Raw genomic sequence first — 14,268 nt, 5'->3', positions numbered from 1 at the left:
CGGGTTCAGAACCTCGGCGCGTTACGGGACCGCTGCACCCGCGTGGTGCGGCGGTCCTTCGCGTTCCAGCATGATCTGTGCCAGTGCCGTCGCTCGTCGACCCCCGAGTGCGCCGGCCAGGCCACCACGTGCGGGACGCCGTCCGGAATGAGCTGGTCGCAGCCCGGGCAGCGGTACGACTTGCCCTGCGCGCTCGCACCCGCCACGTGCCGTACGCTCCAGTCCTCGCCCTGCCAGCTCTCCGAGGACTGCCAGCCGCCGTAGCGGCCGGAGCCGTCGTCCTCGGCGCTCCGGCCGGACGAACCGGCTCCCTTGGGTCGGTTGCGACGCGGGGACACAGGACACCTCACGGAGCTATACAGGGAGTACGGGCGGCGTCCAGCCTACGCGGCACGGACCGGGGTACGCGTACGGCACCAACCACCACAACTCGCCGTGCGGGACTCCTGCGAGGACCGCCGCGACCCCCTCCACGACGGCCCATTCTGCAGACAATCGGCCAATCCCCCCGTCCGACCGTGTCCTCGGCACGTGTCAGGCGGTTATGCCCTGTGGGGGAGCTCCGTGTCGGGGCCGAGGAAGCAGGAAAAGCAATGCGCGTAGGAAGTTTCGTGTTGGGCGCCCAGTTCCCGGGCCAGGGCCAGGGCGAGGCGCTGCACCGCGCGGTCCGTTCGGCCGAGGTCGCCGAGGAGGCGGGGCTGGACGCGGTCTGGCTGGCCGAACACCACTTCGTGCCGTACGGCACGTGCCCGTCGGCCGTGACACTGGCCGCGCTGTTGCTGGGCCGCACCCGCCGCATCAGGGTCGGCACCGCGGTCAGCGTGCTGCCCACCGTCCACCCCGTGGCGCTCGGTGAGCAGGCCGCGCTGCTCCACGTCACGAGCGGCGGCCGGTTCTCGCTGGGCGTCGGCCGCGGTGGGCCGTGGGTCGACCTGGAGGTGTTCGGCACGGGCCTGGAGGCGTACGAGAAGGGGTTCCCGGACTCACTCGATCTGGTGCTTCGCTGGCTGCGCGAACCGGCCGTCGGCGCCTCGGAGGGCCGCTTCCGGTTCCGTGAGGTGCCCGTCGTCCCGCGCCCCTCGGAGTCCCTCACGGAGGTCCCGGGCCCGGAGGTCGTCGTGGCCTGCACGTCACCGTCGAGCGTGCGCATGGCGGCCGAGCGCGGACTGCCGATGCTGCTCGGGATGCACGTCGGGGACGAGGAGAAGGCCGAGATGGTCGCCCTGTGGCGGCGGCACGCCCGCGCGGCCGGGCTCCCGTCGGCGCGCGTCCACGGCGCGGCCCACGTCTCGGCCGGCGTCTGCCAGATCGCGGACCGGCGCACGGACGCGGCGGAGACCCTGCTCAAGGCGATGCCGGGCTGGCTCCGGCAGGGACTGGACGCCCACGTCACGGTGGACGGCCGCGCCCGGCGGATGCGCGACCCGTACGCGTACACCGAGTTGCTCTGCGGGCTGCACCCGGTGGGCACGCCCCGGCTGTGCGCGGACCGGCTCGCGGCGACCGGCGAACGCACCGGGATCTCCCGCTTCGCCCTGCTCGTCGAGGGATCCGGGGACCTCGCGGCGACGGAGGAGAACGTACGGCGGCTCGGGGCCGAGGTACTTCCCCAGCTCCGCTGAGCGAGCCGGTGACGGACGGACGGGCCCGGTGGGCTCGAACGGGAGCCTGCCGCTCCGGTACAAACTGCTCCTCCCGCGTACGGAGCGGCAAGCGGACGATCGTCAGCAGTCGCGGAACTCGGGCGACTGGTTCAGCACTTGGCTGCGCACCGAGGTGAAGCGGGTGAGCGTCTCGTCGACGGAGGAGTCCAACGGGAACACCGCCACCCGGTGGCAGTTCTGGAAGGCCAGCCGCACCCCGAAGTGCCGCTGCAGTGCACCGCGTATGGCGTCACTCGCGAGCGCACGCAGCAGCTGACCGCGCGCCTGCTCGTCCGGCGGGGGCGTCTGGTTGTCGGCGAACGCTCCGCCGTCGACCTTCAGCTGTGCCACCAGGGAACTGACCATCTCCCATGCGTAGGGCAGGGAAGTCCGGACGCAGTCGACGAAGGCTGCTTCGTCGACCTCGCCTCGCTCGGCCTGTTCGAGTAGGGCCGGTGAGACGTCGAGCGACATGGGTTCTCCTCTCGCACCCCCGAACAGCAGGGGTTGCCGGACAGTGGGTGGGAGCGCGCGATGCCGAACACGCTGCGTACACGCTTCGCGACCTCCCGTTCAATACCGTAAGCAACCGATCGTGACGGCACCAGGAGAATGCCCAGATGGACACCATCCGGTAGGAACACAATCGGCCAGTGTGCAACACGGGGCCAATGGGAGAAGTGGGACGGGCCGCGACGTCACGCCGGGTGGAGGCGAATCGCGTCGGACCGGGCGCGTCGAGTAGCGTTGCCGACCATGCGTCTCGTCATTGCCCGCTGCTCCGTCGACTACGCCGGGCGGCTCACCGCCCATCTCCCCTCGGCTCCCCGCCTGATCCTGGTCAAGGCGGACGGCAGCGTCTCGGTCCACGCCGACGACCGGGCCTACAAGCCCCTCAACTGGATGTCGCCGCCCTGCACGCTGAAGGAGGGCACGGGCGAGGAGGAGGGAGTCTGGACCGTCGTCAACAAGGCGGGCGAGAAACTCATCATCACGATGGAGGAGATCCTGCACGACTCCTCGCACGAGCTGGGCGTCGATCCCGGACTGATCAAGGACGGCGTGGAAGCGCACCTCCAGGAGCTGCTCGCCGACCGCATCGAGACGCTGGGCGAGGGCTACACCCTCATCCGCCGTGAGTACATGACGGCCATCGGCCCCGTCGACATCCTGTGCCGGGACGCCGAGGGCCGGACCGTCGCCGTCGAGATCAAGCGGCGCGGCGAGATCGACGGCGTGGAGCAACTCACCCGCTACCTGGAGCTGTTGAACCGCGACCCGCACCTCGCCCCGGTGCGCGGCGTCTTCGCCGCCCAGGAGATCAAGCCGCAGGCCCGCGTGCTCGCCACGGACCGCGGCATCGGCTGCCAGGTGCTGGACTACGACGCCCTGCGGGGGATCGAGGACGACAAGCTGCGGCTGTTCTGAGCAGACGCGGACCGTAGGGACCCGTGCGGATGACACGTACGGATCCCTACAGGCGTCAGGTGGTACGTGAGGGCCGGGTCCGCCGCACGGACCCGGCCCTCACGTGCCGTCCCGGCGGCGTCAGACGATCCGGCCCGTCGCCGGCCCCGAACCGCTCGGCGACCCCGTGTCGCCGGTCGCCGTGCTGCTCTGCGAGGCCGTCGTGGTGCCGGCGGAGGTGGGGGACCTGTCGGGGCCGTCGGCGGTGTCGGACGTCTCGGGCGTCGACGGCGCAGGCGAGCCGGTGCCGGTGGGCGTGGGGCTGGTGGGCTCCTCCGTGCCGGTGGGCGTCCCGGGACCGCTCGGCTCGGTGTAGGTCGGCTTCGGCGGCGTCGGCCTCGTCGTCGGCACGGTCGGCGACTTGCTCGGCACGTGCGGCGAGTCCCCGTCGTCCGGGCTCTCGTCCTCACCGGGGCCGGCGCTGCCGCCCGGACTGCTCGGGGTGCCCGACGGCCGCCCCGACTCCGTGGGCGTCGGGTCGTCCGACGTGCCCGCGGTGCCGTCCGGGCCGGGGTGGGTCGGCCGGCCGGTCTCCCCGGTGATGCCGCCCGAGCCCTCGCTGTCGTCCTCGGGCCGGTCGGCGCCCATACTGCCGTCGTCGACCCCCTGGCTCGCCGACGGGTTGACGCCGACCTGCTCGGAGGGGTCGCCGGCGTCCTTCTCGGACGTGGCGCCGAGGGTCACCACCGTGCCGAGCACGGCGACCAGCAGTGCGCCCGCTCCGGCGGCCGCGAGGTTGCGCCGCGCGAAGTACCGGATGCCGCCCACGCCCTTGCGGGACGGCTCCTCGGACGGCACGTGGCGGGTGACGAGGGTCGGGGACTGCGGGGGTGGCTGGAGCGGCGGGAAGGGTGCGGGCACGCCCGCGGGCGGCGACGCCGACGCCTCGTTGCGGGCGTCGGGCACCTCCTCGCCCGCGGTGGGGCCCAGCCCGACGCCGACGACGCCGAAACCGGCACCGGCGCCCGCGGCACCGACCGCGCCCGCCCCGGTGCCCAGGCCGGGCGTGTCCCCGGTCCGGTCGGCGACCAGCGTGAGGGCACGGCGGCCGGCCACGGCGCCCCGCTTGTCGGACAGGGCGCCGCGCAGCCCGACGGAGGCCTCCAGCTCGGCGCGGGCCCGGTCGAGCTGCCCCTCGCACAGGGCGAGGATGCCGAGCTCGTGGTGGAAGTAGGCCTGCTCGGCGACGTCACCGGCGAGCCGGGAGGCCTGGGTGCCGGAGCGCAGCGCCCGTTCCCAGGCACTCCAGTGCAGCCCGGCGGCGAACGCGGGTGCCGCGGTGCGGGCCAGCTGGACGGCGGGGCTCTCCTCGTCGTCGGCGGGCGGGGTCGTCGTCGGGACCAGCACGGCGAGGGCGGCCAGCACGGCGTCGGCCTCGGCGCAGACCCGTTCCGGGGTGACCGAGGGGTGGCCGGCCCACCAGGCGTAGTGCTGGGCGGCGGCCAGCGCCCGCTCCCGCACGTCGGCGCCGTATCCGGCGCTCTCCAGCTGGGTGAGCACCCCGGCGGCGAGCCGGTAGCGGGAGCCGACCGGCGAGACGAGTCCGCAGTCCGCCAGTTCGCCGAGGGCCGCGTCCGCGTGGGTGTCGCCGATCAGGGCGGGCAGGTGCGCCTGGTGCGGCACCTCGCCGCCGAGCGCGACGGCGAACTCGAGGGTGGCGCGAGCGGAAGGGCTCAGCCTGGAGGCGAGCAGCGGCGCGGGCGCGGCGGCCTCGCCGACGGACGGCAGGGGGACCTCGTCGCCCTCGGCGGCGTCGTAGGGCGTGTCGTCGGCCGGGCGGGCGTCGGCGAAGACGCCGAACTCGTCGACGGCGTCGGCTCCGGCCCGCTGCCGGTCGCGCCGGCGCAGCAGGGCACCGGCCTGGACGAAGCGCAGCGGCAGGCCCTCGGACTCGAACCAGAGGTCGCCGGCCCAGTTGGCCTCCTCCTCGGTGAGCTCGCGGCCGGCGGCGCGCTCCAGCAGCTCCACGCCGTCCGAGCGGTCCAGGCCGGTGAGGAAGACCTCCTCGACGGCCGAGTCGGCGGAGGGTGCGGGCACGTCCGGGGTCGCGCCGATGAGGAAGGCGCACTCGGGGGTGGCGTCCAGCAGCTCGTCGAGGGCGGTGCCGCCGAACTCGATGTCGTCCAGGACGACGACCGCGCCGACCTCCCGGAGCCGGGCGAGCAGTTCGTCGCGGTCCGGGCGGTACAGGGGCGCGCGGTGGACGGCGTAGAAGAGGTCGTGGAGCAGGTCGTCGGCCGTGCGGTGGAAGCCGCTGAGGCGGACGACGCCGTCGGGGGCGAGGCCCGCGCAGTCCTCGGCGACGACGTCGAGGAGGCTGGAGCGGCCGGAGCCGGCGGGGCCGGTGAGGCGGACGGAACGGCCCCGGGCGAGCAGCCGCACCAGGCGCTCGCGCTCGTCCTCGCGGGCCAGCAGTCCCAGTACGGTCCTGGACGGCCCCGGCGGGACGGGCGGCCGGACGGCACGGGCCACCTCGGCGCGTTCGGCCGCGGTGAGCTTCTCGGGCCGGGCGGGGCGCTCGGCGGGCGGGCAGACCTCGATCTCGCTGCCGTCGACGGGGTTGACGGTCAGCAGGAAGTCGCCGGAGACGAGTTGCACCGTGCGGGCGAGCGCGGGCGCGGGCTGTCCGAAGTCGGGTGTGAGGGGGTCCCTGGAGGGGCGGCGCGACGTGTGGCCGTCACCGGTCTCGAACGCGCTCGACCGGGAGGTGCCGGCATCGTCGTGGCCGTACTCCTCGGGCCCCCGGTTGTTCGGGTCCATAGGTTCAAGCCCCCCAAAAGCGTCGTGTGCGGGGTCCCCGGTCGGGACCGCCCCTCCCGGCCTTGCCGCACACCGCGCTGTCGCTTCTGGTCCGGGCCCGCCGGTGGGTTCATGAGTGCGGGCAGCCAGACAGTAAACCTTCGCTCAGTATCCCCGACAGTCCGGGGTGCCGTCCCGTCCGAGACGTCACGGTCTCGTGAGGATTGCGTGCGTCGGGCGTTTCGCCGAGCGGTGTCCGGGTCTTCCGGGCGCCCGCCCGCACCGTCCCGGGGGCGTCACACCCGGGGCAGGGACTCCACGCCGAGGCCGCCCTCGATGGCCAGGATCCGGTGCAGCCGGGTGGCCACCAGCAGGCGCTGCATCTGCGGTGGTACACCGCGCAGCACCAGTCGCCGGCCGCAGCGGCCGGCCCGCCGGTGAGCCCCCATGATCACCCCGAGGCCGGTGGCGTCCCAGGAGTCCAGCTCGGACAGGTCCAGCACCAGGTCGCCGACTCCGTCGTCGACGGCCGAGTGCAGGACCGTACGGGCGTCCGCCGCGCTGCGGACGTCGAGGCGGCCCCCGACGACCAGCTCGACGTGGTCGCCCCTGATGTGCATATGCGCTCCCCGGCGTGCGTCTTTTTTCGTCTCTTCGGTTCTGCGATGTGGTCGATGTGGTCTCTCGGCGCTGTCAGGTGTTGCATCTTCTGACTGGCCTGAGCGATCGGAGGTTGCCGCCTGTGAGCGAACCGATACCGAATTCACTCCGGCGTGTGATGTTCGCCGGGGGCGGTGCGACCTCAGTGCTTGTAGAAGCCCTGCCCGCTCTTGCGGCCGATGTCACCGGCGTCCACCATCCGGCGCATCAGCTCCGGCGGGGCGAACTTCTCGTCCTGGGACTCGGTGTAGATGTTGCCCGTGGCGTGCAGCAGGATGTCGACGCCCGTCAGGTCGGCGGTGGCCAGCGGGCCCATGGCGTGGCCGAAGCCGAGCTTGCAGGCGAGGTCGATGTCCTCGGCGCTGGCGACGCCCGACTCGTACAGCTTCGCGGCCTCGACGACGAGGGCGGAGATGAGGCGGGTCGTCACGAAGCCGGCGACGTCGCGGTTGACGACGATGCAGGTCTTGCCGGTGGACTCGGCGAACTCCCGGGCGGTGGCGAGGGTTTCGTCGCTGGTCTTGTAGCCGCGCACCAGCTCGCAGAGCTGCATCATCGGGACCGGCGAGAAGAAGTGGGTGCCGACGACGCGCTCGGGGCGCTCCGTCACGGCCGCGATCTTGGTGATCGGGATGGCGGAGGTGTTGGACGCGAGGATCGCCTCGTCCTTCACCAGCTTGTCGAGCGCGCGGAAGATCTCGTGCTTGACGTCCAGCTTCTCGAAGACGGCCTCGACGACGACGTCCGCGTCGGCGGCGGCGTCCAGGTCGGTGGTCGCGGTGATGCGGGCGAGGGCGGCCTCGGCGTCGTCGGCGGCGAGTCTGCCCTTGGCGACGAACTTGTCGTACGAGGCCTTGATGCCGTCGGTGCCGCGCCGGAGCGCCTCGTCGGTGACGTCGCGCAGGACGACGTCCCAGCCCGCCTGTGCGGAGACCTGGGCGATGCCGGACCCCATGAGGCCGGCTCCGATGACGGCAAGCTTCCGTGTCACTGTGCCACTCCCCTGATACGCGCTGTCTGTCGTCTCTGGGCCGGAGATTATCGGGAGTGCGGGGCTGTGTGACCGGTTAGTAACGCGCGTCACGTCTCACATGACGGACATCACACCGGGGGTGCCGTCCGGGTGTCAGCCCGCGCCCCGTACGGCGTAGTTGGGCGCCGCGCGCCGGTCGGAGGCGAGCGGCACCCGAACGCCCGCTGCGCGGAAGTCGTGGCCGTGCCCCACCCGTTGCACCGTCGGTCGGTGAGGGCGGGCACGCGGGAGCGGTCGCCGGCGTCGCTCCCGCGCCGGGCCGGCCGTGGCGGTGGGGACACGCGTGCCCCGTACCGCAGGCGCGTCACTACGCTGACCTCATGGTCAACCTGACACGCATCTACACCCGGACCGGCGACCGGGGCACCACCGCCCTCGGTGACATGAGCCGGGTCCCCAAGACCGACCTCCGGATCGCCGCGTACGCCGACGCCAACGAGGCGAACGCGGTGATCGGCACGGCGATCGCTCTCGGCGGCCTGCACGAGGAGGTCGTCAAGGTCCTCGTCCGTGTCCAGAACGACCTCTTCGACGTGGGCGCGGACCTGTCGACGCCGGTGGTGGAGGACCCGCAGTACCCGCCGCTCAGGGTCGAGCAGTTCTACGTCGACAAGCTGGAGGCGGACTGCGACCGCTTCCTGGCCGGGCTGGAGAAGCTGCGCTCCTTCATCCTCCCCGGCGGCACGCCCGGCGCGGCCCTGCTGCACCAGGCGTGCACGGTGGTCCGGCGGGCCGAGCGCTCGACGTGGGCGGCGCTGGAGGTGCACGGCGAGACGATGAACCCGCTCACCGCGACCTACCTCAACCGCCTGTCCGACCTCCTGTTCATCCTGGCCCGGACGGCCAACAAGGAGGTCGGGGACGTGCTGTGGGTACCGGGCGGGGAACGCTAGGGCCGGTCGCGCGCCGGCCGGAACAGGCCCCACGCGGTCTCCGCGCCGCCGACGCACATCATCACGACGCCGGCCTTCGCCGGGTCCACGACGGGGACCTCGGCCTCCCCGGCGAACAGCCGGAGGGCGATGCCGACCACGAAGGTGGCACCGCCCTCCCAGAGGTTCCGCTCCGTCCTATCGGCGGGTGATCTCCTTCTCGTTCTCCTTCTCCGCCCCCGACGTGACCGGGGTGCCGGACGGACGCTGCTTGGGCCAGACGGCGTACGACAGCGCGATCACGCCGTGGATGCCGGTGACGCGCCAGGCGGTGAGCTGCCAGCTCTCCAGGGAACCGGTGCGGCTCGGGTCGCCGACGTACCACATGGCGAGCTGGAGCAGCCCGGTCGCCACGACGGCGCCGATCAGCGTGCCGATCCACACCTTGCCCTCGTGCCAGGCACGGGCCATGCCGTAGCGCGGCGGTCCGGCCGGTTTCGACGCCCCGCCCAGCCGGTGGGCGGCATGTCCGTCGAGCCACTTCACGGTGCGGTGGCCGTGGCCCACGGTGTAGCCGATGTACAGGGCCGCCAGACCGTGCTCCCAGCTCGGGTCGGCGCCGTTCTTCAGGTCCAGCGCGGTGGCGACCAGCAGCACGACTTCCAGCAGCGGCTCGCACAGCAGCAGCGCCATGCCCGCGCGCGGCTTCTTGAGCAGGTACCGGACGGACAGCCCGGCCGCCAGCAGTACCCAGAAGCCGATCTCGCAGACGATGATCAGGGTGACGATCACGGTGTGCTCCTCTCGATCGCTCTTCCAGGCTCTCCCGCCGGGCAGCCCGGATCGTCGTCGCCGGTGACGAACCTCCGGTACATCGAAAGGTGCAGTACGGGACCCGCCTCCGGGATCAGGCGAGCGGGCCGCGGGCCGTGTTGGATGGTGGCATGGCCCTCCGACTGCCCCGCCCGCGCCGCTTCGACGTGTACGCCGCGTCGTCCGGGCTGCTCGGCGGGCTGCTGCTGTGGGGCATCGGCCTGGGGGTGCGGCCCGCCGACGAGCCGATCGTGCTGTTCGACGGCCGCTGGCCGCTGCTGCTCCCGCTCGCCGTCATGGCGGGCTGCGAGCTGCTGCGCCGGGCCGCGCCCCGCACCGGTCTGCTGATCGGCACCGCCGCCCTGTTCGGGGACACGGTCACCCAGGGCAGCCTGGTCACGTTGATCATGTACACCGACCTGATGTACGCCGCCGTGCTGTACGGCCCACCCTCCTCCGCCCGCCGCATACCGTGGATCACCGGGCTGATCACGGTGGCCGCGACGGTGGTGGCGTTCGCGGTGTGGCGGGTGCCCGAGGCGCTGCTGGTCGGGGTCGCCGTCGGGGTCGTGTCGTTCGGGCCCGCCTCCACCGGCCTGATCGTGCGCAACCACCGGGAGGCCGCCGACGCCGCCCTGCTGCGCGCGGAGCAGACCGCGCTGCTGGCCGAGATGGACCGGGTCCAGGCCGTGACCGCGGAACGGTCCCGGATGGCCCGCGAGTTGCACGACATGGTCGCCAACCACCTGTCCGCGATCGCCATCCACTCCACGGCCGCGCTCTCCCTGGACGACGCGGCCACCACCCGGCAGGCGCTCGGTGTGATCCGGGAGAACAGCGTCGAGGGGCTGGCCGAGATGCGACGCCTCATCGGCATCCTGCGGGAGAGCGGCGAGGACACCGAGCCGGCCGCCGCCCCCACCCTCGACGGCCTCGGCGCCCTGGTCGACGGCGCCCGCGCCAACGGGCTCGACGTCACCCTGGAGGCGGCGCCCGGCGAGGGACTGCCGGCGCCGGTCGAGCTGGCCGCGTACCGGATCGTGCAGGAGTCGCTGACGAACGCGCTCAAGCACGCGGCGAAGGGAAGCGTCCGGGTGGAGCTCGACCGGCGCGACGACGTCCTGCGCGTCCGGGTGACCAGTCCGTACGGGGGCGGGGACACGCCGCGCGCCCCCGGTTCCGGCGCCGGCCTGATCGGCATGCGGGAGCGGGCCGCGCTGCTGCACGGCACGTTCGAGGCCGGGCCGGTGGCCGATCCCGCGTCGGCCGGCGGCAAGCTCTGGTCCGTACGCGCCACCCTGCCCCTGACCGAAGGAGACCTCCCATGATCCGCGTCCTCGTCGCCGAGGACCAGTCCGCCGTCCGCGCCGGGCTGGTGCTGATCCTGGGCAGCGCACCGGACATCGAGGTGGTCGGGGAGGCGGCGGACGGCGAGCAGGCCGTGGAGCTGGCCCGCCGGCTGCGCCCGGACCTGGTGCTGATGGACGTGCAGATGCCCCGGCTGGACGGGGTGTCGGCGACCCGGCGGGTGGTCGACGAGCAGCTGGCGGACGTGCTGGTGCTGACCACCTTCGACCTGGACGAGTACGTCTTCGGGGCGCTGCGGGCGGGCGCCGCCGGGTTCCTGCTGAAGAACACCGAGGCGAAGGACCTGATCAGTGCCGTGCGCACGGTGGCGAACGGGGAGGGGATCGTCGCCCCGGCCGTCACCCGGCGGCTGATCGCCGAGTTCGCCGCGAAGCCGGTGCGGGAGCCGGCCGCCGATCCGGCGGTGCTCAAGGATCTGACGCGGCGCGAGCGAGAGGTCCTCTCCTGTCTCGGCGAGGGGCTGTCCAACGCCGCGATCGCCACGCGGCTGGACATGGCCGAGGCCACGGTGAAGACGCACGTCAGCCGTCTGCTGGGGAAGCTGGGGCTGCGCAGCCGGGTGCAAGCGGCGGTTCTGGCACAGGAGTTGGGGCTCTAGCGGGACCCGGCGGGACACTGGTCCAGACCTATTGACCTATGGTCCAGACCTTTCTATTCTCGCCGCACTGCGGGCCGATGGCTCAGTCGGCCCGCGCCGACAACCCCACATAAGGAGGCGCAGCATGCGCTTCAGACACAGAGCCGCGGCACTTCTCGCGACCCTGTCGCTCCCGCTGGCCGGTCTGGTCGGCCTCGCGAGTGAGGCCCAGGCGGCCACGACCGCGACGGCCACCTTCGCCAAGACCTCGGACTGGGGCACGGGCTTCGGCGGCAACTGGACGGTGAAGAACACCGGTACCACCACCATCAACTCCTGGACCGTCGAGTGGGACTTCCCCGCCGGCACCAAGGTCACCTCCGCGTGGGACGCCACGGTCACCAACTCCGGTGACCACTGGACCGCCAAGAACGTCGGCTGGAACGGGACGCTCGCCCCCGGCGCCTCGGTCTCCTTCGGCTTCAACGGCAGCGGCCCCGGCTCGCCCTCCAACTGCAAGCTCAACGGCGGCAGCTGCGACGGCAGCTCCCAGCCCGGCGACGCGGCCCCCTCCGCGCCCGGCACGCCCACCGCCTCCGACATCACCGACACCTCGGTGAAGCTGTCCTGGACGGCGGCCACCGACGACAAGGGCGTCAAGAACTACGACGTGCTGCGTGACGGCGCCAAGGTCGCCACGGTCACCGGCACCACGTACACCAACACCGGCCTGACCGCCGGAACCGACTACTCGTACACCGTCCAGGCCCGCGACACCGCCGACCAGACCGGTCCGGTCAGCGGCGCGGTCAAGGTCCGCACCACCGGGGACGGCGGCAACCCGGGCGGCGGCGACGAGGTCAAGCTGGGCTACTTCACCAACTGGGGCGTCTACGGGCGCAACTACCACGTCAAGAACCTGGTCACCTCCGGCTCCGCCGAGAAGATCACGCACATCAACTACGCCTTCGGCAACGTCCAGGGCGGCAAGTGCACCATCGGCGACGCCTACGCCGACTACGACAAGGCGTACACCGCCGACCAGTCCGTCGACGGCGTCGCCGACACCTGGGACCAGCCGCTGCGCGGCAACTTCAACCAGCTCCGCAAGCTGAAGGCCAAGTACCCGCACATCAAGGTGCTGTTCTCCTTCGGCGGCTGGACCTGGTCCGGCGGCTTCCCCGACGCCGTGAAGAACCCGGCCGCGTTCGCGAAGTCCTGTCACGACCTGGTCGAGGACCCGCGCTGGGCCGACGTCTTCGACGGCATCGACCTGGACTGGGAGTACCCGAACGCCTGCGGTCTGAGCTGTGACACGACCAGCGGCAAGAACGCCTTCAGCTCCATGATGAAGGCCATGCGCGCCGAGTTCGGCAACGACCTGGTCACCGCGGCCGTCACCGCCGACGCCTCCGACGGCGGCAAGATCGAAGCGGCCGACTACGGCGCCGCCGCCCCGTACGTCGACTGGTACAACGTGATGACGTACGACTTCTTCGGCGCCTGGGCGAAGAACGGTCCGACCGCGCCGCACTCGCCGCTGACCTCGTACGACGGCATCCCGCAGCAGGGCTTCAACTCTGCCGAGGCGATCGCGAAGTTCAAGGCGACGGGTGTGCCGGCCGACAAGCTGCTCCTCGGCATCGGCTTCTACGGCCGCGGCTGGACCGGCGTCACGCAGGCGGCGCCCGGCGGCACCGCGACCGGCCCGGCCGCCGGCACCTACGAGGCGGGCATCGAGGACTACAAGGTCCTCAGGAACAGCTGCCCGGCCACCGGCACCGTCGCCGGCACCGCGTACGCCCACTGCGGCACCAACTGGTGGTCCTACGACACCCCGGCGACCGTGAAGTCGAAGATGGACTGGGCCGAGAACCAGGGCCTGGGCGGTGCCTTCTTCTGGGAGTTCAGCGGGGACACGGCCAACGGCGAGCTGGTCAGCGCCATCGACAGCGGTCTGAAGTAACAGCCGTCGAGCGACAGAGAGGGGGGGCGCCCCCGGACTTCGTCCGGGGGCGCCCCCCCTCCAGCGGGTGCACGTCGCTACGCCACGTTCACCCGCTGTCCGGGCGGGGCTGCCTCCAGCCACGCGAGGAATCCGGTCAGCGCGTCTTCGCTCATCGCCAGTTCGAGCCGGGTGCCCCGGTGCAGACAGGCGAGGACCACGGCGTCGGACAGCAGCGCCATCTCCTCCTCACCGTCCGGGAGACGGCGGCCGGCCACCTCGATCGCGGAACGCTCCAGGACGCGGCGCGGGCGCGGGGAGTACGAGAAGACGCGGTACCACTCGACCCGGTCGCCGTTGTAGCGCGCCACCCCATAGGCCCAGCCCTTGCCGCCGGCGTCACCCTCCTCGGGGGCGTCCCAGCGCAGAGAGCAGTCGAAGGTGCCGCCCGAACGCTGGATCAGCCGGCGGCGCAGGCCGAAGACGAAGAGTCCGACCACCACCAGGGCGACGACAATTCCGCACACAGTCAGAGCGAGGACCACCGGCACCGACCTCCTCGTCTCGTAGGTAACGGAACGGAAAAAACACCCGGATCTGCCTCAGCCGCGGCCGGGTCCGGATCGCTCCGGTCCCAGCCGCGGCTGAGTGACGTCATAGCACAGCGCCGTGGGTCAGTGCCCCGCCGCCGCGCGCAGTCGGACGTCCGCGCGACGCTCGGCGTGGGCGTCGCCCTCCGCCTTCGCGCGCTCGAGCTCCCGCTCCGCGCGATGGACGTCGATCTCTTCCGCCAGCTCGGCGATCTCGGCCAGCAGCGACAGCTTGTTGTCGGCGAACGAGATGAAACCGCCGTGCACCGCGGCGACGACGGTCTGGCCGTCACTCGTACGAATGGTCACCGGGCCCGACTCCAGCACACCGAGCAGCGGCTGGTGACCGGGCATGACGCCGATGTCGCCGGACGTGGTGCGCGCGACGACCAGGGTGGCCTCGCCGGACCAGACCTCTCGGTCGGCCGCGACCAGCGCGACGTGCAGCTCAGCAGCCAAGGTGGCTCCTCGGGTCACCACCCGGCGGGAGAGCCGGGTGTTGGTTACAAGTCTAAGGGGCGTGACGGAGGGGGCGGGACGCGCCCGCCCCCTCCGGTGTGG

Annotated in this window: 14 protein-coding genes and 1 pseudogene; 6 read left to right on the top strand and 9 right to left on the bottom strand. The window is 72.4% G+C overall.

Translation table 11 applies throughout. The features are described 5' to 3' along the window. Positions 1 to 5 precede the first annotated feature (5 nt). The gene (locus KUM32_RS03095) at positions 6 to 338 is read right to left on the bottom strand and encodes an ATP/GTP-binding protein (protein ID WP_217140197.1); all 333 of its coding nucleotides are present in this window, start codon (positions 336 to 338) and stop codon (positions 6 to 8) included. A 255-nt stretch (positions 339 to 593) separates the two neighbouring features. Here KUM32_RS03095 and KUM32_RS03090 point away from each other — a divergent pair, with 255 nt between their 5' ends. Next, complete coding sequence (locus KUM32_RS03090; protein WP_217140196.1) at positions 594 to 1,622, top strand: LLM class flavin-dependent oxidoreductase; 1,029 nt, start codon at positions 594 to 596, stop codon at positions 1,620 to 1,622. A 102-nt stretch (positions 1,623 to 1,724) separates the two neighbouring features. On the opposite strand, the gene KUM32_RS03085 is transcribed toward KUM32_RS03090, so the two are convergent. After that, complete coding sequence (locus KUM32_RS03085; RefSeq protein ID WP_019326839.1) at positions 1,725 to 2,117, bottom strand: SCO5389 family protein; 393 nt, start codon at positions 2,115 to 2,117, stop codon at positions 1,725 to 1,727. Positions 2,118 to 2,399: 282 nt separating this feature from the next. Here KUM32_RS03085 and nucS point away from each other — a divergent pair, with 282 nt between their 5' ends. Beyond that, on the top strand, positions 2,400 to 3,071 hold the full coding sequence (nucS, locus tag KUM32_RS03080) for an endonuclease NucS (protein WP_217140195.1): 672 nt from the start codon (positions 2,400 to 2,402) through the stop codon (positions 3,069 to 3,071). Positions 3,072 to 3,191: 120 nt separating this feature from the next. On the opposite strand, the gene KUM32_RS03075 is transcribed toward nucS, so the two are convergent. From KUM32_RS03075 to KUM32_RS03065, 3 genes are all read right to left on the bottom strand, one after another. Further along, on the bottom strand, positions 3,192 to 5,870 hold the full coding sequence (locus tag KUM32_RS03075; RefSeq protein ID WP_217140194.1) for an ATP-binding protein: 2,679 nt from the start codon (positions 5,868 to 5,870) through the stop codon (positions 3,192 to 3,194). Between the two features lie 275 nt (positions 5,871 to 6,145). After that, on the bottom strand, positions 6,146 to 6,469 hold the full coding sequence (locus tag KUM32_RS03070) for an STAS domain-containing protein (RefSeq protein WP_030420940.1): 324 nt from the start codon (positions 6,467 to 6,469) through the stop codon (positions 6,146 to 6,148). 182 nt (positions 6,470 to 6,651) lie between these two features. After that, entirely contained in the window at positions 6,652 to 7,500 is an 849-nt protein-coding gene (locus KUM32_RS03065; RefSeq protein ID WP_217140193.1) for a 3-hydroxyacyl-CoA dehydrogenase family protein, read from the bottom strand. Positions 7,501 to 7,862: 362 nt separating this feature from the next. On the opposite strand from KUM32_RS03065, the gene KUM32_RS03060 reads away from it, so the two are divergent. Continuing rightward, positions 7,863 to 8,435 (top strand): cob(I)yrinic acid a,c-diamide adenosyltransferase, encoded by a 573-nt coding sequence (locus tag KUM32_RS03060; RefSeq protein WP_217140192.1) that lies wholly within the window; start codon positions 7,863 to 7,865, stop codon positions 8,433 to 8,435. Here KUM32_RS03060 and KUM32_RS03055 read toward each other — a convergent pair. Both KUM32_RS03055 and KUM32_RS03050 read right to left on the bottom strand, forming a co-directional pair. Next, positions 8,432 to 8,599: pseudogene (locus tag KUM32_RS03055) on the bottom strand (DUF5708 family protein); the annotation flags it as partial. The gene KUM32_RS03060 and the pseudogene KUM32_RS03055 sit on opposite strands and share 4 nt — an antisense overlap. 13 nt (positions 8,600 to 8,612) lie before the next feature. Then, entirely contained in the window at positions 8,613 to 9,206 is a 594-nt protein-coding gene (locus tag KUM32_RS03050) for a hypothetical protein (protein WP_217140190.1), read from the bottom strand. A 152-nt stretch (positions 9,207 to 9,358) separates the two neighbouring features. On the opposite strand from KUM32_RS03050, the gene KUM32_RS03045 reads away from it, so the two are divergent. From KUM32_RS03045 to KUM32_RS03035, 3 genes are all read left to right on the top strand, one after another. After that, positions 9,359 to 10,555 carry a sensor histidine kinase gene (locus tag KUM32_RS03045; protein WP_217140189.1) on the top strand — a complete coding sequence of 399 codons (1,197 nt, stop codon included), beginning with the start codon at positions 9,359 to 9,361 and terminating at the stop codon, positions 10,553 to 10,555. Continuing rightward, on the top strand, positions 10,552 to 11,193 hold the full coding sequence (locus tag KUM32_RS03040; protein WP_217140188.1) for a response regulator transcription factor: 642 nt from the start codon (positions 10,552 to 10,554) through the stop codon (positions 11,191 to 11,193). The genes KUM32_RS03045 and KUM32_RS03040 overlap by 4 nt, the downstream gene beginning before the upstream one ends. Before the next feature lie 124 nt (positions 11,194 to 11,317). Next, positions 11,318 to 13,138, top strand: a complete 1,821-nt coding sequence (locus KUM32_RS03035; RefSeq protein ID WP_217140187.1) for a glycoside hydrolase family 18 chitinase — start codon at positions 11,318 to 11,320, stop codon at positions 13,136 to 13,138. 77 nt (positions 13,139 to 13,215) lie between these two features. Here KUM32_RS03035 and KUM32_RS03030 read toward each other — a convergent pair whose 3' ends face one another. Together KUM32_RS03030 and KUM32_RS03025 are read right to left on the bottom strand one after the other, a co-directional pair. After that, entirely contained in the window at positions 13,216 to 13,662 is a 447-nt protein-coding gene (locus KUM32_RS03030; RefSeq protein ID WP_217140186.1) for a DUF2550 domain-containing protein, read from the bottom strand. Positions 13,663 to 13,791: 129 nt separating this feature from the next. Next, positions 13,792 to 14,166, bottom strand: a complete 375-nt coding sequence (locus KUM32_RS03025) for a F0F1 ATP synthase subunit epsilon (protein WP_217140185.1) — start codon at positions 14,164 to 14,166, stop codon at positions 13,792 to 13,794. Positions 14,167 to 14,268: the final 102 nt, after the last annotated feature.

It is taken from the genome of Streptomyces sp. AC627_RSS907 (assembly GCF_019049165.1).
Note: the sequence above shows the minus strand (reverse complement) of the source record. Positions and strands in the feature narration are given on the sequence as shown.